At 62.1% G+C, this 19839-nt stretch carries 17 protein-coding genes; 6 read left to right on the top strand and 11 right to left on the bottom strand.

What is annotated here, in order from left to right; genetic code table 11:
• Window positions 1-74 precede the first annotated feature (74 nt).
• Window positions 75-3641 (top strand): DUF4132 domain-containing protein, encoded by a 3567-nt coding sequence (locus tag I6E51_RS04295; protein ID WP_197109537.1) that lies wholly within the window; start codon window positions 75-77, stop codon window positions 3639-3641.
• A 79-nt stretch (window positions 3642-3720) separates the two neighbouring features.
• Here the strand turns inward: I6E51_RS04295 and I6E51_RS04290 are convergent, their stop codons facing one another.
• Both I6E51_RS04290 and I6E51_RS04285 read right to left on the bottom strand, forming a co-directional pair.
• Entirely contained in the window at window positions 3721-5640 is a 1920-nt protein-coding gene (locus I6E51_RS04290; protein WP_197109536.1) for a hypothetical protein, read from the bottom strand.
• A gap of 77 nt (window positions 5641-5717) precedes the next feature.
• Window positions 5718-6419 carry a nuclease-related domain-containing protein gene (locus I6E51_RS04285; protein WP_307783805.1) on the bottom strand — a complete coding sequence of 234 codons (702 nt, stop codon included), beginning with the start codon at window positions 6417-6419 and terminating at the stop codon, window positions 5718-5720.
• 200 nt (window positions 6420-6619) lie between these two features.
• Here I6E51_RS04285 and I6E51_RS04280 point away from each other — a divergent pair, with 200 nt between their 5' ends.
• Window positions 6620-7627 carry a phosphodiesterase gene (locus I6E51_RS04280; protein ID WP_197109535.1) on the top strand — a complete coding sequence of 336 codons (1008 nt, stop codon included), beginning with the start codon at window positions 6620-6622 and terminating at the stop codon, window positions 7625-7627.
• Window positions 7628-7687: 60 nt separating this feature from the next.
• Here I6E51_RS04280 and I6E51_RS04275 read toward each other — a convergent pair whose 3' ends face one another.
• Window positions 7688-9250, bottom strand: coding sequence for a stealth family protein (locus I6E51_RS04275; RefSeq protein WP_197109534.1), 1563 nt, complete (start codon window positions 9248-9250; stop codon window positions 7688-7690).
• Window positions 9251-9479: 229 nt separating this feature from the next.
• Between I6E51_RS04275 and I6E51_RS04270 the strand changes: the two genes are divergently transcribed.
• Entirely contained in the window at window positions 9480-9683 is a 204-nt protein-coding gene (locus tag I6E51_RS04270) for a PLDc N-terminal domain-containing protein (RefSeq protein ID WP_197109533.1), read from the top strand.
• On the opposite strand, the gene I6E51_RS04265 is transcribed toward I6E51_RS04270, so the two are convergent.
• The 3 genes from I6E51_RS04265 to I6E51_RS04255 are packed head-to-tail and all read right to left on the bottom strand — an operon-like array spanning window position 9680 to window position 12258.
• Window positions 9680-10252, bottom strand: coding sequence for a cysteine hydrolase family protein (locus I6E51_RS04265; protein ID WP_197109532.1), 573 nt, complete (start codon window positions 10250-10252; stop codon window positions 9680-9682). The genes I6E51_RS04270 and I6E51_RS04265 overlap by 4 nt on opposite strands.
• A 15-nt stretch (window positions 10253-10267) precedes the next feature.
• The gene (locus tag I6E51_RS04260) at window positions 10268-11341 is read right to left on the bottom strand and encodes a VIT1/CCC1 family protein (RefSeq protein WP_197106352.1); all 1074 of its coding nucleotides are present in this window, start codon (window positions 11339-11341) and stop codon (window positions 10268-10270) included.
• On the bottom strand, window positions 11338-12258 hold the full coding sequence (locus I6E51_RS04255) for an aldose 1-epimerase family protein (protein WP_307783803.1): 921 nt from the start codon (window positions 12256-12258) through the stop codon (window positions 11338-11340). The genes I6E51_RS04260 and I6E51_RS04255 overlap by 4 nt, the downstream gene beginning before the upstream one ends.
• Before the next feature lie 44 nt (window positions 12259-12302).
• Between I6E51_RS04255 and I6E51_RS04250 the strand changes: the two genes are divergently transcribed.
• Window positions 12303-13319 (top strand): galactokinase family protein, encoded by a 1017-nt coding sequence (locus I6E51_RS04250; protein ID WP_197109531.1) that lies wholly within the window; start codon window positions 12303-12305, stop codon window positions 13317-13319.
• 10 nt (window positions 13320-13329) lie between these two features.
• On the opposite strand, the gene I6E51_RS04245 is transcribed toward I6E51_RS04250, so the two are convergent.
• From I6E51_RS04245 to glyA, 3 genes are all read right to left on the bottom strand, one after another.
• Complete coding sequence (locus I6E51_RS04245) at window positions 13330-13485, bottom strand: hypothetical protein (protein WP_197106354.1); 156 nt, start codon at window positions 13483-13485, stop codon at window positions 13330-13332.
• A gap of 2 nt (window positions 13486-13487) precedes the next feature.
• The gene (locus I6E51_RS04240) at window positions 13488-14363 is read right to left on the bottom strand and encodes a bifunctional methylenetetrahydrofolate dehydrogenase/methenyltetrahydrofolate cyclohydrolase (protein ID WP_197109530.1); all 876 of its coding nucleotides are present in this window, start codon (window positions 14361-14363) and stop codon (window positions 13488-13490) included.
• Between the two features lie 174 nt (window positions 14364-14537).
• The gene (gene glyA, locus I6E51_RS04235; protein WP_197109529.1) at window positions 14538-15821 is read right to left on the bottom strand and encodes a serine hydroxymethyltransferase; all 1284 of its coding nucleotides are present in this window, start codon (window positions 15819-15821) and stop codon (window positions 14538-14540) included.
• A gap of 221 nt (window positions 15822-16042) precedes the next feature.
• Here glyA and nagA point away from each other — a divergent pair, with 221 nt between their 5' ends.
• Window positions 16043-17215 (top strand): N-acetylglucosamine-6-phosphate deacetylase, encoded by a 1173-nt coding sequence (nagA, locus tag I6E51_RS04230; RefSeq protein WP_197109528.1) that lies wholly within the window; start codon window positions 16043-16045, stop codon window positions 17213-17215.
• On the opposite strand, the gene I6E51_RS04225 is transcribed toward nagA, so the two are convergent.
• Window positions 17151-18404 carry an MFS transporter gene (locus I6E51_RS04225; protein WP_197109527.1) on the bottom strand — a complete coding sequence of 418 codons (1254 nt, stop codon included), beginning with the start codon at window positions 18402-18404 and terminating at the stop codon, window positions 17151-17153. The two genes, nagA and I6E51_RS04225, sit on opposite strands and share 65 nt — an antisense overlap.
• A 52-nt stretch (window positions 18405-18456) precedes the next feature.
• Between I6E51_RS04225 and purU the strand changes: the two genes are divergently transcribed.
• Window positions 18457-19299 (top strand): formyltetrahydrofolate deformylase, encoded by an 843-nt coding sequence (gene purU / locus I6E51_RS04220; RefSeq protein ID WP_197110145.1) that lies wholly within the window; start codon window positions 18457-18459, stop codon window positions 19297-19299.
• On the opposite strand, the gene I6E51_RS04215 is transcribed toward purU, so the two are convergent.
• Window positions 19296-19838, bottom strand: coding sequence for a DUF1697 domain-containing protein (locus I6E51_RS04215; protein WP_197109526.1), 543 nt, complete (start codon window positions 19836-19838; stop codon window positions 19296-19298). The genes purU and I6E51_RS04215 overlap by 4 nt on opposite strands.
• Window position 19839 lies beyond the last annotated feature (1 nt).

Genomic DNA, 19839 nt, shown 5'->3' with positions numbered 1-19839 from the left:
CGGTAGCATCCAGACCCGTAGCATTTCATTGTGAGGTTCACTCACCCCGTGTTCGCGTCCCGGTGAGGAACCACATGACATCCAGCGACCCCCGCACTCTGCTCGCAGATTCTTTGGCGGAATTGGATGTTGTGCTGCGTCACGACATTCTCGACTACGTCTTCGACGGCAGCAATCAGGATTATCCGTCGCGGCTCAGCAAGAACGACCGTGCCGCGTTTTCCAGCATCGACACCCTTACCCGCACGGACTTCTACCTTCAGCTGGAGTCCATTGAGCGAGCCGACGATGAGACTCTCGTGCGGTGGGGTCGTTTTCTCTCGGCGGCTCGAGTCGAGCCCCTCAGCACTCCTGGCACGATGCCCGACTCTGTGTGGGCGCTCCTCATGGATGCCTTGTCTGCTTTCAGCCGCAACGGACGGCGGAGGTTTGCCGACATTCCGTTCACGTCGATAACGACTGAAAGAATCGCCGCGCTCATGCGACTTGAGCAGGTGAACGAGAATGATCTCCCCCAAACGTTGATCGCCGAACTAATCGGCACTGCAGACGATTACGCTCGCTATCGAGCCACCAGACTTCGAGCGATTCCCGGCATGGCTGAGTTTCTCGTCACGAACGCCGACGCGCTTGAAGACTTGCTCCCCAAATTCACGTACGGAGCGCTCTTCGAGTTAGTCAGAATCGCCGCGAGCCATCCCCCGCTCGCAGAGATGCATGGGGAGCTCATCGCGGCCCTCGCCATTCACGGCGATAAGAAATTGCGGATGCCTGCACTGGCCGTTCTTCGCGGAATCGCCCCTGCCCGCCAACTCGCCGTTCTCGAAACTCTTCTCGAAACGGGGTCTGCAGCCCATCGCGAAAGGGTCATCTACGCACTGGAGAACGTGCCAGATATCCCGGCTGCCATCGGTGTACTTGAGCGCGCGCTTGCACGAGGCAAGAAGGGCACGGTAGAGATCGATCGGGCGATTCAACGCCTCGCCATTTACGAGCTGTATGGAGCCCCGGAGCACATTGAGGTACCCGCGATGGTGCCACTCGCCGAGAATGTGCTCGACGACGCCGCTGTCGAATCGATACGCACGGCTGTCACGGACTACCGCGCACGACAGAGCCGCCTGGTCGAATCGGCGAAGAAAGAACGAGAGGATTTTCTCAAGAAATACCCGGGCAACGCCACAGGCAATTTAGTTGAGTCCTATCAGGGACAGGTCGCTGAGGCAGACGTGACACTTGAGGCACTACCCCAGGTCGTCAACTACCTCTCCTACGGAGGCGAGGCACTCGAGCGCACTCTGTTATACCCGCTGAATCACGTGAGCCATCGCCTCGTGGGCTTCGCCCCCATCAACTGGGTACGACAATCGGGAACCTCCTACTGGGGACGTGGAGCCAGCGATAGCGATCGGGAGATTGACGCTCGTTCGATCGCACACGCGCTCATCCAATCGGGGTCGACGGTCGGCAGTGCCAACATCCATATCTTCGGATCAGCGCTCACCGACTATTTCAGCGGACCATCGCTGTTGCCGTCCCAACTTGTGGGCTTCATGGCGGAGAACCCCCACCTATTTGATGTGGTTCTGGGGCTTGAGTTCGGTGAGATCGAAGACCACTGGTCCGGCAATGATTTGCGCGCCGATGTGCTTCCGATTCTGGAAGCATCTCCCCGTCTCGCTGCGCGCTACTTACCCCTTGTCACTGACCTCGCAATCGGCACTGCAAAGTCGAATCGCGCAGCGGCTCAGCGGGTGCTGGAGAAGCACGGCCTGGCGGAGCGCATCGCCGAGGAGTCTCTCCGCGTCGGCAACACCGAAATTCGCACCGCAGCAGTGGTCTGGGTGGGATCGCTCGGCGGCGACTGGGCGGTTGATGCACTCGCTCAGCAACTCGAACAAGAAACAGTCCCGACAGTTCGCGCAACGATCATCGCCGCGCTTGAGCGACTAGGGCGAAACATCGGTGTTTATCTGCAGCCATCTGCTCTTGCGTCCGAGGCAGCCAAGGGACTCGCTAAGGGCCTGCCCAAGGAGATGGAGTGGTTTCCCTTCGCCGACCTGCCGACGGCCGCCTACGCGGACGGCGCTGAGGTGCCCTCCGACGTTCTGCGCTGGTGGATCGTTCTCGGCTTCACGTTGAAAGACCCTGCCGGTGCGGGTCTGCTGCCGCTATACCTGCGTACGCTCACTGCGGCGAGCGCCAGTGAACTCGGCCGCTTCGTGCTGACGACGTGGATCGCACGCGACGCGACAAAAGACGACGCCGTTTCCATGGAGAAAGCGTTCACAGCTGCTATCCGCTATTCAGGCATCGTGAAGGCACTCGCCCTAGATGATCCGGAAATTACGCGCGAAACTCTGCTGTTCTTCGACATCGTGGATGCAGATTTACCACCGGAGTTTTCTCTCGCGAACTCAAGAGAGTTGGACTATTTCGAGCGGGAACGTTTGCGGGAATATGGCAAAGTGCCCACCGCGACAGCACACCGTGGCATCCTCTCGCTCTGCAGCCACGTTCCGGGCCCCGAGCTCGCCGAAATCGTGCGGCAGTACATGAGACGTAAGCATTTGAAGCGGGCGCAGATCGACGCCCTCCTCGTGGTCGTGTCGCTATCGGGCGATCCAGAACCGACCCAGCTCCTCGTCGCGACGGCACGGCGGTATCGCACCGCAGGCATCCAAAAGCGGGCTGGCGAGCTTGTCGATGCGATTGCCGAGGCCCGCGGGTGGTCGACAGACGAACTTGCCGATCGGATGATCCCGACCGCCGGTCTCGACAGCTCACGTTCGTTCGCCCTCGACTATGGGCCGCGCTCCTTTGTCGCGCGATTCGGTACCTCTCTCAAACTCAGTCTCGAAACCGCTGAGGGCGAACTGATCAAGGCACTCCCCGCCCCGCGCAAGGCTGACGAATCTGCTGCGGCAGCGAAAACCCACTGGGCCACCAATAGGAAGGAACTCACCGCGGTCGTCACTACCCAACGCCGGCGGCTTTACGACGCGATGTGCCTGCGACGAGAGTGGACTGGCGCTGAGTGGCGCGAGCGGCTGCTCGAGCATCCGATCATGGGCGTTCTCGTTGCGGCGTTGGTCTGGCACGTCGATGGCATCACAGTTCGCCCTGATCTCGACGGCACCCTACGAACCGTCGATGGCTCTCCTGTCGAAGTGACCTCGGATGCCCGCGTGAGCGTTGCGCACCCGACAACGCTCGACACCTCCGTGATTGAAGCCTGGCGCGCGAATGCAGCCCCCTTGGCTCTTGGCTTTGACCAATTTGGCGCAACCCCGATTGCCATCACAGGAACGGAGTCACGGCGCGACAACCTCGACGGGACGGAGAGTGAATCGTTCCGACTCCGCTCGCGAGCGAAAGCGAGGGAATGGAACCGCGGGGAGACGGGCGACGACGTGAGCTTCTTCGAATACGTGAAGCGGTTCGATACCGTCGGGTTGGAAGGCGTGCTGTCGTTTTCGGGAAGCAGCTTGCCGGAAACGAACATCCCTATCGAACTCGGGGCGCTCACCATTCGCCGGATCACACCGCGCGGCAGCGGTGGCGCAGCACAATTCTCGGAGCTGCCACCCGCGTTACTCGCGGAACTCGTGGCCGACTACGAGTTCTTCGGGGCCGTGTAAGTGAGACGAGGCCTCGAGAACTAGCGTTGTTCGCGGCCAACTCATGCTTTTCGTTCGCGCCGCAGCACAGCTGGCGGGGCTAGGCCCGACCCGCCACTACTCGGGCTGCGACCAGAGCGAGCCCGGCGAGCACGAGCGCAAGCGCAAGCCACATCAGCTGTCCGGCTGCGCCCGAATCTGATCCCGTGTAAGCAAGCCCCGCAGCCGCCGTGGTCGCGGCAGGGATCACATTAATCGTCGTCGACCCGGAGATCGCCCCGAGCGTCACCGTCAACGTGTGAGGGCTGGCATGGGGGAAGGTCACGGTGAGTCCATCGATAACATCAGTCGCAACACTGCTCGTCACGACTGCTGCAGAAGCGTCGACCATAACGGGGTTTCCGTACGCGTCGAAGCCAGCGATCGTGAGGGTGACGGAACCGTCTTGATCAACGTCGGCTACTGAAGGAGTAACGGTGAGCGCGCCGAACTCCGCCGCTTCAACGCTCAGCTCAGTTGAGACGGCGAAGGTGCCATATCGGGCCGTGATCGTGCGCGTTCCCACCTCGGTAGCGGTGATCACGTTCCCGCTGATCACGTCGCTCGTGTTGGAGGAAACGAACGTCGCCGCTGCCGTCTGCTCGGTTCCTGAAGCATCCAGAGTGAAACTGCGCGAATCTCCTGCGGTCACCGCGGCGAGCAGTGGGGCCATTGTGAGAACAGGGTCAACCCACTGTGGGTACACAACGAGATCTCCGGATGCGTCAGCGAGCGTTGAGAGGGCGGTTGAGGTCGTGACGGTCACCCCCGATCCATCAGGAGCAGTGTTCCATCCCGAGACCACGAGTTGCCCGTTGCTCACAGCAGGAAACTCTTCCCCGGCAGCGGCCAGTGTCGGCGCATACGCGGTGAGAACTGTGGTTGCAGGCGCCGCGGGGGCCACAGCGTTCACATCAGCAATGATCCGGTAAGAATTGCCAGAGATCATGTCGCCGACGTTCGTGACGAGAGTCGATGGCCGAATGATCGCATTATTGGTCACGGCGGCGGTGACCCTCAGCGTTCCCGCGGGATCAACTTCGATAGTCCCCTCATTGCGCAGTGGCTGTCGAATTTCTGACCGCCCCTGAAAACGTACGGTGCCGCTGTCAAATACCGCTGTCTGCTCGATGACCGCATTGATGAGGGTTGAGTTCTGTACGGTGAGCACGTTCGGGCCAGTCTCGCCGAATCGATCCTGGCTTCCAATTCCTTCAGAAACCTCAACCACACTTCCGGTGATCGACACGGTGGAGCTTTGCGAGAACGCCCCGCCTCCAATTCCCGACGCAGAGGATCCTCCTCTGGCGTAGACGTCGCTGCCAACGATCACAATGCTTCCCGGTTCCACAATGGTGGTCGATGCACACACGAGCACCGCTGAGGTGTTCCAGCCGCCAATGGCGGCGTCGCAGAAGGTTCCATACGCATGAACAGTGAGGCTGCTAATCGTGAGCGTACTGCCCTCGCGCACACCTAATCCGGGTGCCGCATTAAGGTCACCGTCGCGCTCGTCGGCCGAGTTGCCGCCATAGTCAATGCCCGCTGTCCACGATCCTGGGCCCTCGAGGGTGAGATCAGCCGCAGCCCGAACACGGACGCTCCCCACGGAGTACCCGTTGAGGTTGATCGTGAGTTCGTCGTCCACATCGAGCAGAACGTCAACGTCGAGGATGTCAGCGCCGATGTTGATAACGTCTGCGCCTACTTGAGTATTCGCGGCTGCAATCGCCGACTGCAATTCGGCTTCAGTCGTCACCGTTACTGGAGCAGCACTGGCGGGCAGCGCCACCCCGAGAGCGGGCACGAACAGCGCCAACGCGACAACAGCAGCAAAGCCGGATCGCAGAGCAGAGAACGACGAACGGGATAAAGCGGTGGGGATCACGGTGCACATCTCGGGTAAAACAGCACCAACAACAGCAGAAAGCGGGAAACCACTCGCTGTCGTCACCGCACTGAAAGCAGGCTTCGGGTTCACAGCAGCGTAACAACGTCGAACACTTCGGGGCGGGAACTTAGACCACTTCCGCGCTTTCGATGGAGCCTGCGGAACGATCAAAAACCTGCCGTGAACGAAGTGAGGAATGAGACTGCGACGGCACCCGCCGCAATGGCCATAGCAAGCGACCACGCCAATCGAACTAGGTAGGCCTGGTGATCCTTGCGCTCAAGTTCGGAAAAACGTTCACGGTAGGAGGGGTCTATCGAGAGGTCTGCGGTCGGGTGCCACGTGCGCACCTCTGTCGCGGCATCGATAATCGACGCGAGCTCTTCAGGGGCCAACACCGCCCTGCGCCGTTTCAACCAGCGGGGCAGCCGGCGGGCATCCATAATGCTGACGTCCTGTGGCCGCTGCCGAAAGGTGAACGATGCGGGTTCCACGATTGCCAGTACCGGGTGCACCTCAACGGAGATACCGGTGGCCTTCGTCAATAGCTTGGCTGCCCGTTTGGCCTCATGACGGGAATTGCGAAGGTGATCCGTCTTCTGTCCGGATACCATGAGCATTCTGTCGCCGACCCATATTTTCTTGCCTCGGTGGCGCTTCGTGTTGATCGTGAAAACTCCGGCCGGGCCCACGACCACGTGGTCGATATCGCTGTCGCCCTTACCGACGGGAACTGCGTGGAGAACAGCCCACTCCGAGCCATTCGTCCAGATGATCGGCATCGACGAGTTTGGGCTTTCCGCACCCGCTGCCGATGCTCTCCAGGCTCGCGGCATGAAGGTGTAGCGCGTGCTAGATGCCGTCGCCACGACCCTGGCAGCAACACGACAGAACTCGTAAGCGGCACCGCACGATCGCCAGCGAGATCAAGACCATTCCGCCGCAAGCGGATGTATGCCCCCAAACCGGGCCACAAACCGCGGCGCGACCCGCCTAAACCCTTGTACCGCGCTGCAACTTGCCGCAGTATGTTCACCTCGCATCCATGTTGAAGTGTTGGACTACCTCTATGACCGGCTACGCGTCGCAGTATCCACGGCCCGACCATTTCGTTTTGCATCTGAGTGACACTCACTTCTTGGCAAACGGGGGGAAGCTCTACGACTCCCTCGACAGCGAGGTCAAACTCCGGCAATTGTTTGCCGAACTCGAGGCATCCAACTCCCGTCCGGAAGCAATTGTCTTCACCGGCGACATCGCCGACAAGGGCGACCCGGTGGCCTACCGCGCTATTCGCGAAATCGTCGAACCTGCAGCAGAACGCCTCGGCGCTCGTGTGGTGTGGGTCATGGGCAACCACGACAACCGTTCTGCGTTCAACTCCCACCTGCTCGATGAGGCCGCCTCCGAAGAGCCCATCGACCGAGTCATCGACATCAACGGGCTTCGCATCATCTCGCTTGATTCCACCGTTCTCGACCACCACTACGGCCATGTGACGGATGCCCAGCTGCTGTGGTTGCAGAATGTGCTTGCCACCCCGGCGCCCCACGGCACCATTCTCGCAATGCACCACCCGCCGGTACCCGCCGTGCTTGACCTTGCGGTGACCGTCGAATTACGTGGCCAGAAAGAACTGGCCGCTGTGATTCGCGGCAGCGACATCCGCAGCATCATCGCAGGCCACCTGCACTACTCCACGGCGGCAACCTTCGCCGGAATCCCCGTGTCTGTTGCCTCGGCAACCTGTTACACGCAAGACCTCAACGTGGCCGTTGGCGGCAGCCGTGGCCGCGATGGCGCCCAGTCGTTCAACCTGGTGCACGTGTATGACGACACCGTCTTGCACTCGGTCGTTCCGCTCGGCGACTACGGCAGTCTCGCCTATGTCACGCCAGAAGAGACCGCTGCGATTCTGGTCAAGGAGGGCATCACGATCGCCCCCGCAGTGAACCCGCACGTGACGGCCAGCAGCCCCGCCGACAGCACCACTGACGCAGCGCCCAGCAACGTCACCGATGACGCTCAGGATAACGTCGCCACACACACGGTCTCAGCAATCACCATTGCAGCGTAGAACACTACGCTGCGACCGCTAGCCGCTAGCCGCTAGCCGCTAGCCGCTAGCCGCTAGCCGCTATTCAGGCTCGGGCAACTCCCACGGCGCTGCAACCGGGTAGTACTCATCGAGGAATGAGCCGACTGCGGCTGCACGATCCTCGACCGAGATCTCCGGGAAGCTGCCGTCATTGAGGCAGAAGAAGTCGCTCGTGCGCTTGCGCAGCAGCGAGCGCATCTTGCGCAACCCCTCAAGCGACGTCGTGTCGACGTACTTGACTTTGGCATCCGCCTGAATCATTGCCTTGCCGCTCAGCAGCGCAAAGTAGTGGTACAGCGAGTTCGTGACAGACACATCGGTGGCCTGACGGAAGGCGCTCGCACTCGTGCGCTTGAAGTCTTCCGGAAAGGTCTGCTCGAGCTCTTTCATCACCGAAACGCGCAGCGGAGTCGCCGCGTGCTCCAGGTGACGAGTAATCGTCGCGCCGAACTTCTCTTGAAGTAGTCGACGGTTCACCCGCGCCGCGTTCTCGAAGCCGGAGCGCTCAATGCTGCTCTCGCCCAAACCGATGCGGGTGCGTGCCTCGATGAACTTCGAGATGCCGCCAGGGGTGAAGAACGCCGAGGGGCTTACCGAGCGACCGAAGAACATGTCGTCGTTGGAATACAAGAAATGTTCGCTGAGGCCCGGGATGTTGTGTAGCTGGCTCTCGACCGCATGCGAGTTGTGCGTTGGCAGGTCGTCGTGGTTCGCGAAGAAGTCTTCGCTGCGCATCAACGTGACCCGCGGATGCTCGGCCAACCAAGCCGGTCGAGGAGAGTCGGTTGCGATGTAGATGTTGCGAATCCACGGCGCGAACAAGTGCACGGAACGAAGCGCGTACTTGAGCTCATCCAACTGCCGGTAGCGCGCCTCAGAGTCGTCGCCCTCGCCCACAATGAAGTTCGCCATGCGGGCAGCTCTCGCCTTTTGCCACTCGACCGCGGCACCATCAACCCACGAGAACACAATGTCGATGTCGAACTGGATGTCGCTAGCCAGTGGCTCGAACATGCCCTTGAGCGTCGGCCACGACTGCCCATAGAACTCAACGGTGTCGTCGATGGCTTCACTGCGCGGCACCCAGCGGCGCATGAGGGCGTTCGGGTTCGGCGCGACAACCTCGTTGCGCACGTGCTCCCACAGTTCGAGACGCACACCGAATGGCGCATCGAAACGCAGGCGACCCGCGGGCTCAACTCGAGGCCGAAACAGCATCATCGCTTTTGCCTTGATCGACGAGACCAGCACACCATCGGCGACCAACACGGGGCTATCGCGCTCATCCGAAGCAACAGGCTTGCCGTTCTCCTTGATGCGCGCCGGCTTCACATAGAAGGGCTCGTTCTGGCAGGCCGTGACCAAAGCGTTCTTCAGCGCCTTGCGATCCTTCCAATCGACGGCAACAACCGGGGTCTCCCCGTCGCCGCGCACGAGCAGAAACGGGATCTCAGCGTCATCAAGAATGCCGCGAATAAACAGTAGATCGTCCCGCACTGCTTCGCGCGGCGTCAGAGTGTCATTGCTGAGCGCGAGGAGTCCATCGTGCAGTACAACATCGTCGCGGTTCATTACCGCAGGAGAAGAAACATGGTCAATCATGGGGGCCCCGTCGTTATAGCGTGAGTGAGCTGCCAAGCGACCGAAAATCGGCGTGCCTTTAGCTTCTCTGAGAGTAGCCTGACCCGCTGAGAATCGGTCGGATTGCGCCCGGCGACGCCGAACTACATGCTGCCGACCCTACGCTCATCCCTCGCTTGATTAATGAGCGATGCTCGCTACAGTTGACGTACCCGCTCCACGCGGTCGAACAGCCTATCGGGAGGCTTTCATGTCTGAAGTTATCTTGTGGAACGTGATCGGCATTCTCGCGATCGTCGCCTACGTGGCCCTGATCGCCGTGGCGTTGCTGCAGATTTACCGCTCCACCATGCCCACGAATACCAAACTCCTGTGGCTCATCGTGATTCTGGTCGCACCATTCCTCGGTCCACTGATCTGGTTTGCGATTGGTCGCAATAGCGCGCTGCTCTAGAGCACGACTCCGCTGAATCCCGCGTTTCCTCCCACGAGGTCGCGGGTCAACACCACCTGAGCGAATTCGTCATGCAGGTTCACTCCGGTGATGCGCGAGAGCTCATCGGCGGTTATTTCTTCGCCAAACGGGCCCTCGCGGTCGAACGTGTGGGTGGCATCCACCACAAATGTGACGTCGTAGCCGAGGTTGCCGCCCACCCGCGCGGTCGTTTCGCAGCAGTGATTGGTGGTGATGCCGCACACCACAATCGAATCAATAACGGATGCTTTCAGCCACTCGTCGAGGTTGGGGCTGCCATGAAAACTCGAATTCACGCTCTTGGTGACGAGCAGATCGGGGGTGCCCGAGAGCAACTCCTTGAAGGCATTGCCTGGCGAGCTTGGATGCAGCGGCGACGTGTCGTCGTGGGAATCGTGCCGCACATACACAATGGGCCAGCCTTCGCGGCGCCAGTGCCCGATCAGAACACCAATATTCGACTCGCAGTCGGGGTTGTTGCGTGGCCCCCAGTAGGCAGCATCATCGAAACCTTGCTGCACATCTACAACGATGAGTGCTGAAGCCATGACAACCTCCGGGGTTTAGCCGACGCTTACCCCGAATAGTAGTCCGAGGAGGTACGTTGCCGCAGCAGCACCGAAACCGATACCGAGTTGACGCAGGGCACGCTTGAGCGGTGAGGCCCCAGAAAGCAGTCCCACAATCGAGCCGGTAACGAGCAGGGCGATTCCCACCAAGACCGACGCAATCACCACAGCGGTGAGTCCTTCGGCGCCAAAGAGATACGGCAGCACGGGAATGACGGCGCCCGACGCAAAGAAGCCGAAGCTGGATGCCGCAGCCCCGAGCGCTGAGCCGATCGGGTTGTGTTCTGCCGTCGCTGTCGCGGCATCCGTTTGGCGGCCGGCGAGCACTTCGGCGGCGTGCAGCTCGGCCTCCTGAGCGGACATTCCGCGCGCCCGGTAGACGAGGGCGAGTTCGTTTTCGTCGACGTCGAGGTGGGTGACGGAGTCGGTGGCGACGGGTCCGTGCGCTGCGGCTTGTTCGAGTTCGAGTTGCGATCGCACCGAGACGTATTCGCCGGCGGCCATCGAGAGTGCGCCGGCGAGGAGGCCGGCGACTCCGGAGAGCAGCACGACAGCGTTGGGAAGGCCGGCAGCACTCATACCGAGCACGAGGGCGAGGTTGGAGACGAGCCCGTCGTTTGCTCCGAACACGGCGGCGCGGAACGTTCCCGAGAGCCGTTGGCGCCCACGGGTAGCGAGAGCGCGAACCACTTCCTCATGCACGGCTTCGTCGGCGGCCATCGTGTCGGTCGCGTCGTCGTCATCCAGATACGGCGACCGTGACTCGGCGCGCTGGGCGAGCGCGAGCACGAAGACCGAGCCAAAGCGTCGGGCCAGGAAGCCGAGCATCCGGGTGCGCGGATCGGTGGGGAGCGGTCGACCGGCGTGCTCCCCCAGCAAGACCAGCCAGTGGTCCTCGTGGCGTTTTTCGGCGGCGGCGAGCGCCAACAGGATTTCGCGTTCTTCTCCCGTGCGGCGGGATGCGAGATCCCGATACACGGCTGCTTCGGCTCGTTCGGCGGCGAGATACCGTCGCCACCGGCGCACATCGCGGGCTCGGGGTGCTGAACTCACGTCGGGCTGGGTCATGCGGAGAACTCGACTCCCCACGTCGCCGAGAACGGGGCACCGGGCTCTAACCACAGCAGTCCGCGGCCGGTGTTGAACGCGTTGGGCGCCGCTGTCATGGGCTCGATTGCGACGACCTGGCTAATGCCGGCGAGGGTCGGGAAGTTGCGGGGCGTGAAGAGCTGAACGAAGTCGAACTTCTCGTCGACCGTCACGCGTACTTCGCGGCCATCGGGAGCAGTGAGGCGAGCCGCGACTCCTTCGACGACTTCGACGCCAGCGAATGCCATGTCGAGATCAAGTTCACCGATGGGGCGGCCAGCGCTCAGGTCAAAGTCCGTTCCGGGCACGGCTACCTCTGCCGTCGGGATGAGGCGCTCGTTCGACTCGAAGCGAGTGGCGGCGGTCATCGTGAGCGTCAGCTCCGCGATGGGAGTGTCACCGATTTTGAAGAACGGGTGGGTTCCGAGCGCGTAGGGGGCTGCGGCATCCGACAGGTTGGTGGCAGTGTGGCTCACGCGCAGTCCGCCCTCGACGAGTTCGTAGCGCACCGTGGTGTGCACGTGAAAGGGATAACCGTGCTGCGGGAAGATCGTGGCGCCGAGAGTGACCGAGCCTTCTGTGCGCTCAATGAGTGAATACCCCGTGTTGCGCAGCAGGCCGTGGATGGAGTTGTTACGGTCGCGTTCGGTGATGTCGAGATGCTGTGGCTCACCGTCGAGCATCCACGTGCCGTCTTCGATGCGATTGGGCCACGGCACCAAAACGATGCCATCAGCGAAGGGCGGCATCGCCGATTCGGCGTAGGACTCCACAAGATCGACACCACCGATGCTGAACTCACGCAACGATGCGGCAAGTTCAGTGATGGTCGCTCGCGCTTCGCCCTGCTCAGTGGCGCGAGTGATGATGTACTGGGTTCCTGTAGGCGTGCTCACCGCAACAGCCTACCGGCGCAGACGCAACAACGAAGGAAGCACTCATGTCAGATATTCGCGATGACGTTCTCAACGACTTCGAGGCCGTGTTCGGTCGCCCCGCCGCTGGCGTCTGGTCGGCGCCGGGTCGCCTCACCCTGCTCGGCACCCCCGATAGCCCTGACAGGGATGCCGAACTCGCCATCGCGATCAACCGTCGCACCGTGCTCGCCGCCGGCCCCAGCCCTGACCGCACCGTGCGCATCGCGAGTGCCCTCGTCGACGAGATGGTCACGGTGGATCTCGACGAGCTAGCGACGACCGCGGTAGAAGGCTGGAGCCGCAGTGCGCTCGCCATCGTGCAGGAGGTGATGGCGTCATCCGCTGATTCCGACGCATTGAGCGGCATTGACGTGTTCATCGACACCACCATTCCCGTCGGGGCCGGCATGGGGTCATCGTCGGCGTTGGAGGCGGCACTGGCGCTCGCCCTCACTAATCTGTGGAACCTAGACGAGCACACCGCTCAGCTTTCCGAGCACCCCGACGTTGCCGCGAGCGTCTTTGCACTCGACGACCACGCTCTTGTGCGTTTGGAAGGCGAAACCCGCCCCGAGCCGCTCCCCCTCGACTGGAAAACCGCCGGGCTCGAGCTGCTGGTGATCGACACCGATGCGCCCACCGCCGACGAACTCGAAACAGCGGTCGCGGATGACGAAGTGCGTCGCACCCTCCACACCATCACTGAAAACCAGCGGGTCCGCGACGCGGCTCTCGCTATCCGTGACGAGACGCCTCGCCTGCTGGGCGCCCTGCTCGATGCCTCACACGCGAGCCTGCGCGACGACTACGGAATCTCCACCACCGAGGTCGACCTTGCCGTGGAAACTGCTCTGGCATCCGGAGCACTTGGCGCGCGGATGCTCGGCCGTCCCTTTAGCGGAGTAGCCGTCGCTCTCGTCGACACCGACACCGCATCGCGAGTGCGCGTTGCTCTCGATGGCGCCTTCGCCGAGCATGCCATGGGCCAGCCGACGGTGACCGAAGTATTGCCGTCGCTCGGGGCGTTGCGCGACCGCTAAGGCGCATTCGCTATTCGCTCACGATCTTGAGCACGAGGGCGACAGCGAAGGCAATCGCCACGATCGTGCCTGTCCACACCCAAACTTGGGCCCACGGAAACCGACGCTTGCGCGGGGTGCGCTGAGTGGCGCTACCCTGCTGCGGCGCCGGACGCTTCGAGCTCACCGTTACAGCCGTTCGGCTGCGTCGACGACGTTCTTCACGAGCATCGCGCGGGTCATCGGGCCAACGCCGCCCGGCATGGGCGAGAGGTAGCCGGCGACGTCAGCAACGCCAGGGTCAACGTCTCCGACGAGGCGGCCCTTGCCGGTTGCTTCGTCGATGACGCGGGTGATTCCGACGTCGAGAACGGCTGCTCCGGGCTTGATCCACTCGGGGCGAATAAGGCCAGCAGAGCCGACGGCGGCAACCACGATGTCCGCCTGGCGAACGTGAGTCTCCAGCTGGGTCGTACGGGAATGAGTGAGGGTGACCGTGGCATCCAGCCCCTTGCGGGTGAGGAGCAGGCCAATGGGGCGACCAACTGTCAGGCCGCGACCGACAACGACAACGTGCTTGCCCGCGATAGGAACGTCGTAGCGTTCGAGCATTTCGACAATTCCGGCCGGAGTGCAGGGCAGCGGCGAATCGAGCTTCGTACCGACGCCCAGCACGAGGCGACCGAGGTTGGTGGGGTGCAGTCCGTCCGCGTCCTTGGCGGGGTCCATGAGTTCGAGCATCGCGTTCTCATCAAGACCGGCGGGCAGCGGCAGCTGAATGATGTAACCGGTAACGGCAGGGTTTTCGTTCAACGCCACAATGGCATCCCGAACTTCGTCAGCGGATGCCGTGGCCGGCAGATCGACCCGGAACGACTCGATGCCCACTTCGGCACAGTCGCGGTGCTTGCCGGCAACGTAGGAACGACTTCCGGGGTCGTCACCGACCAGAAGGGTGCCGAGGCCCGGAGTGATGCCGCGAGCCTTGAGCGCGTCGACGCGAATGCGCAGTTCATTCTTCACTGCGGTTGCTGTGGCAACACCATCAAGCTTTACTGCGGTCATCGTTTTCCGTTCCCATCGGGCCCATGCGCTGATCGGCCACCTACAACTGCCATGTCTATCAACTGCCTTGTCTATTAAACGCTAAAGAGCCCGCCGCTGTGTTCACACGACGACGGGCTCTTTATTAGCGACCGCGAACGGCCGAGATTCTGCTGGTTCTGTTGCTGGTGCTGGTTAGGCCCAGCTACCGGGGCTCTCGAGTCCTTCATAGAGCGGGAAGGCATCGGCGAGCGCGCGGGCTCGACGCTGCAACGCGGCAATGTCGGCACCGGGCTTGAGGGTTTCGGCGATGATGTCGGCAACCTCGGTGAATTCGGCGTCTCCGAATCCGCGGGTGGCCAACGCCGGCGTTCCGATGCGGAGACCAGAGGTCACCATCGGCGGGCGCGGGTCAGCCGGAACAGCGTTGCGGTTGACCGTGATGTCGACGGAGTGCAGCAGGTCTTCGGCTTCTTGGCCGTTGAGTTCTGACTTGCGCAGGTCGACGAGCACGAGGTGCACGTCGGTGCCTCCCGTGAGCACGTCAATGCCGATCGACGTCATGTCGTCTTGAACGAGACGCTCAGCAAGAAGCTTGGCGCCGCGAAGCGTGCGCTCCTGGCGGTCCTTGAAGTCATCGGATGCCGCGAGCATGAAAGCGGTGGCCTTGGCGGCGATCACGTGCATGAGTGGTCCACCCTGTTGACCGGGGAACACGTTGGAGTTGATCTTCTTGGCGATGTCAACGTTGTTGGTGAGGATGAAGCCCGAGCGGGGACCACCAATGGTCTTGTGAACGGTCGACGACACGACATCCGCGAAAGGAACGGGGTTCGGGTGCAGGCCTGCGGCAACGAGTCCGGCGAAGTGCGCCATGTCGACCCAGAGCACAGCTCCGACCTCATCGGCGATCGAACGGAACTCGGCGAAGTCGAGTTGACGCGAGTAGGCAGACCACCCAGCGATGATGACCTGCGGCTGAACCTCAATGGCCTTGGCACGAACATCCGCCATGTCAAGAACGCCGGTCTCTTCGTTCACACCATAAGCGTGAGCTTCGTAGAGCTTGCCCGAGAAGTTGAGGCGCATGCCGTGCGTGAGGTGCCCGCCGTGGTCGAGCGAGAGACCGAGGATGCGGTCGCCGGGCTTGGCGATAGCCGACAGTACGGCGGCGTTGGCCGACGCACCCGAGTGGGGCTGAACGTTAGCGAACGCGGAACCGAAGAGGCTCTTGGCGCGGTCGATGGCAAGCTTCTCGGCAATATCCACAAATTCGCAACCACCGTAGTAGCGGCGCCCGGGGTAACCCTCGGCGTACTTGTTGGTGAGAACCGACCCCTGCGCCTCAAGAACAGCGCGCGGAACGAAGTTCTCACTCGCGATCATCTCGAGAGTATTGCGCTGACGGTCGAGCTCTTGAGCGAGCACCGCAGCGATCTCAGGGTCTACCTCAGAGAGAGGCGAAAGGAACGTTGACACAGATGATCTCCTTGCGACGGGGTGGATACTTCCAAGATACCGGGTGAACGCTCAACGCAAGCAGTTAGTGTTTGTCTCATTTCCGCAGGGCCGGAAAGAAGTCTGAGCCCAAAGTGGTCTAACGCACCCTTGAGATACACCCTATTTCTGTCAGACTTTGGACTACATCGTCGCGCTAAACGCCACGCCTGAGAGCACCCTTCCTCCCCTGAACGGAACCCATGTTTACCCGCATCATCCACTCCGCGACGCTCGTGAGCGACGGTGTGCAGCGCGACAACGCGTGGGTAGCGTTCACGAACGACAGCATTGCGGCCACCGGCACTGGGGGCTCGTGGCGCGAGGGAGCGGATGCGGCAACCATTGTTACCGACGCCGAAGGCGACTTTCTTACTCCCGGCTTCATCGACATCCACTCTCATGGAGCCAACGGAGTCTCCTTCGACGATGGGCTGGATGCCATCACAACGGCGCTTGCCGCCCACCGCAGTCATGGCACCACTCGGTCTGTTCTCTCACTGATTAGTGATTGCCACGAACACCTGGTTGAACGGTTGACCGAGGTCGCCGCACTCGCGCACCGCGATCCGCTCGTGTTGGGCAGCCACCTCGAGGGTCCGTTTATCGACAACGAGTTTCGCGGAGCACACAACCCGGCCACACTTCGCGCCCCCACGCCCACCGAGATCGAGCAGCTATTGGCTGCGGCCAATGGCACTCTGCGCCAGGTCACACTGGCCCCTGAGCTTTCGGGCGGCGCCGACGCTGTTGCCCAGTTCGTCGCCGCCGATGTGCGCGTAGCGGTTGGCCACACGGCCGCCACCTACGCCGAGACTCGCGCCGCGTTCGAGGCTGGCGCCAGCATTTTGACGCACGCGTTCAACGGCATGCGCGAAATCCATCACCGCGCTCCCGGCCCGGTGGCTGCCGCTTTCCACTCCCCCGGTGTCACGCTCGAGGTCATCAATGACGGCGTGCATGTGCATCCGGATGTCGTAAAAATGTTGTTCGCTTCGGCCCCGGGCCGCATCGCGCTCGTTACCGACGCGATGGCGGCGACCTGCGCTGGTGACGGTCACTACCTTCTCGGCTCACTCGATGTCACGGTGACCGACGGCGTTGCCCGCTTGAGCGACAGCGGCGCCATTGCCGGATCGACCCTGACGATGGATGCCGCGGTGCGCCGCGCTGTCACCGAAGTGGGATTGAGCGTGCCCCAGGCTGTTGCCGCGGCTACCGCTGTTCCTGCCCGGGCCATTGGGCGCTCCGGCGACCTAGGTTCGCTTGCTCCCGGATTTGCCGCCGACGCCGTGCTGCTCGATGCCGACTTTAAGGTACGGGCGGTGTGGGCTGCTGGTCGCGAATTGCCGCGGCCTTCGCGCCTCGTCGCCTAAGCAGTTCGCCGCCGATGATCGCGAAGATCACAGCAACGCCCAGAATGGCGGCGTCGACGTAGGGCAACGAGATGACCCCGTAGTTGTCGAGCAGGATGCCGCCCACGAGCGCGCCGCCACCGATACCGATGTTGAACGAGGTCGTGAGGTATGCCGAGCCGACGTCGCGCATGCGCGGAGAGGCCAGTTGCAAGAGTCGCGTTTGCATCATCGCGGGAACGCCACCGAAAGCGGTTCCCCAGACGACGATGACGGTGAACATGATGGCGGGTTCGGCGGGGAACATGGCGAGCAGCACGGCGCAGATAGCGACGAGCGCAACGGTGACGGGGATGATGCTGCGCGGGAAGCGGTCGATCAGGAGACCGGCGAGCGCGAGACCGAGCGCACCAGCGGCGCCGAAGACGAGGAGCACGCCGGCGACGGCACCGGTGTCGATTCCGGCCGGGCCGATCAGGTACGGAACGATGTAGGTGTAGAAGAGGTTGTGGCCGAGCATCACGAGAGCGACCAAGATACACACGTAGATCACGCCGGGAACTGACCGGTCTTTGCGCAGCGGGATCGAGATCTCGCCGGTGGCGAGGGGCTGCTGGTGATCGACAGGCGGCAAGATGCGCACGACCATGATGGTGAGGGCCGCGATGATGATCGCGATGACGACAAAGGCGAGGCGCCAGCCGAGGGCGTGACCGAGAGCGGTTCCTACGGGCACTCCGAGCACGAAGGCGGCAGTCGCGCCCGCGCTCGTGACAGCAACGGCGCGGCCAACCTGGTGCGGCGGAACGAGGTGAGCCGAGTAGGCACCGACTACCGCCCAGAACAGTCCGTGCGAAAGCCCACCGATGATGCGGGCGATCACGAGCACCGCATAGTTGGGCGCCACGGCAGCAAGCAGGTTGCCGATCACGAAGACAATCAGCACGATGATCACGAGCTTCTTGCGGGGCTGGTTACGCGTGAGCGCGGCGAGCGGAGCCGTAGAGACAACGACAGTCGCGGCGAAGATCGTGATGAGCAGACCGACCTGCGACTCTGACACCGACAACTCGGCGGCGATCTCCGGCAACAAACCGGTGGGCAACCATTCGCTGGTTACCGAGGTGAAGATCAGTGCCGAGAGAGTGAAGAGGCCCGCCCACGGAAATGCTTGAGAAGACGATGGCGAGGAAGTGTGTGGCGTGCTCATGTTTGACTAACTCTACCGTGAGCACCGGTACGCTAAATCAGTGACTACCTCAATGCACTGGATCGTAACTCTCACTTGTGATGACAAGCCCGGCATCGTTCACGCCATCAGTGGCGCCATCGTTGAGGCCGGCGGCAACATCACCGAATCGCAGCAGTTCTCCAGCGGAGACACCGGCCGTTTCTTCATGCGCCTCCAAGTGGAATCGGATGCTCCGCGCGAAGTATTCGAGCACGCTCTCGCCCCCGTGACCGAGCGGTACGCGATGGAATGGCAACTCGACGTTGTGGGGCGTCCGCTGCGTACTCTCGTGTTGGCATCCAAGGCCGGACACTGCGTTAACGACCTTCTCTACCGCCAGCGCGCTGGCCAGTTGCCCATCGATATGCCGCTGATCATGAGCAACCACCCCGACCTGGGCTCGCTCGCCGCGTTCTATGAGGTGCCGTTCGAGTCGCACGCGGTCACCACACCCGGCCAGAAGTTGGCCTTCGAAGAGCGCATCATCGAAGTTGTCGAAGAGCACGACATTGAGCTCGTGGTGCTCGCCCGTTACATGCAGATTCTGTCGCCTGAACTGTGCGCGCAGTTGAGTGGCAAGATCATCAACATCCACCACTCCTTCCTGCCCGGCTTCAAGGGCGCGAACCCCTACAAGCAGGCCCACGCTCGCGGCGTGAAGCTCATCGGTGCGACCGCGCACTTCGTGACGAGCGACCTCGACGAGGGCCCGATCATTGAGCAAAACGTCGTGCGCGTGGATCACGCGAGCACCTCAAGCGAACTCAGGTCGATCGGTCAAGACGAAGAGAGCCGCACCCTCACGCAGGCCGTGAAGTGGTTCGCCGAAGACCGCGTGCTGCTCGATGGGGCACGCACGATCATCTTCCGCTAGTCGACCTCGAGCAGGTCGCGCAGTTTCAAGGTTGTGCGCCAGTTGCGCACCGTCATCCGCTTAGAGAGCCGGTTTGCGCGCAGTCGGTCGACGCGCGATTTCGCTGAATCGACAACGGTGCGCGAGAAGTAGAGCGCGTCTGGGCCGGCTGAAACAGAGTCGACCTGCGGATGGAGTTCGGGCAGTTGCGTCAGTGCTTCGGCGGCCGTCAGCGGGCGTTTGAGAAAGAGCACATCACTCAGCAGTTCCGCAGCACCGTGGTTACTCGGGGCGGCCGCCACGGTCGCCGCGAACTCGTCGCGGGAACGCACGACCGAGAGGATGTCGGCGCCCAACCGCTCGCGCAGCATCCGCTCAATTGCGACTTCGAGCTCGGCACTGCCGTTTGCATCAGAGGCGAACACGACGTTGCCGCTCTGGATGTAGGTGCGCACGTCACCGAAGCCAGCATCGGCGAAGCACTCTTTCAACGCCGCCATGCTGATCACGTTTGAGCCGCCCACATTGATGCCGCGAAGCAGCGCCACATAGTTCGTCATG

The organism is Salinibacterium sp. NSLL17, from assembly GCF_015864935.1.
Taxonomy (GTDB): domain Bacteria; phylum Actinomycetota; class Actinomycetes; order Actinomycetales; family Microbacteriaceae; genus Rhodoglobus.
Note: the sequence above shows the minus strand (reverse complement) of the source record. Positions and strands in the feature narration are given on the sequence as shown.

Excerpts from the sequence above, each read along its gene's own strand:
- I6E51_RS04240 (WP_197109530.1), bottom strand. The coding sequence starts at position 14,363 with ATGACCGCAGTAAAGCTTGATGGTGTTGCCACAGCAACCGCAGTGAAG.
- nagA (WP_197109528.1), top strand. The coding sequence starts at position 16,043 with ATGTTTACCCGCATCATCCACTCCGCGACGCTCGTGAGCGACGGTGTG.
- I6E51_RS04275 (WP_197109534.1), bottom strand. The coding sequence starts at position 9,250 with ATGATTGACCATGTTTCTTCTCCTGCGGTAATGAACCGCGACGATGTT.
- I6E51_RS04295 (WP_197109537.1), top strand. The coding sequence starts at position 75 with ATGACATCCAGCGACCCCCGCACTCTGCTCGCAGATTCTTTGGCGGAA.
- I6E51_RS04225 (WP_197109527.1), bottom strand. The coding sequence starts at position 18,404 with ATGAGCACGCCACACACTTCCTCGCCATCGTCTTCTCAAGCATTTCCG.
- I6E51_RS04265 (WP_197109532.1), bottom strand. The coding sequence starts at position 10,252 with ATGGCTTCAGCACTCATCGTTGTAGATGTGCAGCAAGGTTTCGATGAT.
- I6E51_RS04260 (WP_197106352.1), bottom strand. The coding sequence starts at position 11,341 with ATGACCCAGCCCGACGTGAGTTCAGCACCCCGAGCCCGCGATGTGCGC.
- I6E51_RS04250 (WP_197109531.1), top strand. The coding sequence starts at position 12,303 with ATGTCAGATATTCGCGATGACGTTCTCAACGACTTCGAGGCCGTGTTC.
- I6E51_RS04215 (WP_197109526.1), bottom strand. The coding sequence starts at position 19,838 with ATGACGAACTATGTGGCGCTGCTTCGCGGCATCAATGTGGGCGGCTCA.
- I6E51_RS04280 (WP_197109535.1), top strand. The coding sequence starts at position 6,620 with ATGACCGGCTACGCGTCGCAGTATCCACGGCCCGACCATTTCGTTTTG.
- purU (WP_197110145.1), top strand. The coding sequence starts at position 18,457 with ATGCACTGGATCGTAACTCTCACTTGTGATGACAAGCCCGGCATCGTT.
- I6E51_RS04270 (WP_197109533.1), top strand. The coding sequence starts at position 9,480 with ATGTCTGAAGTTATCTTGTGGAACGTGATCGGCATTCTCGCGATCGTC.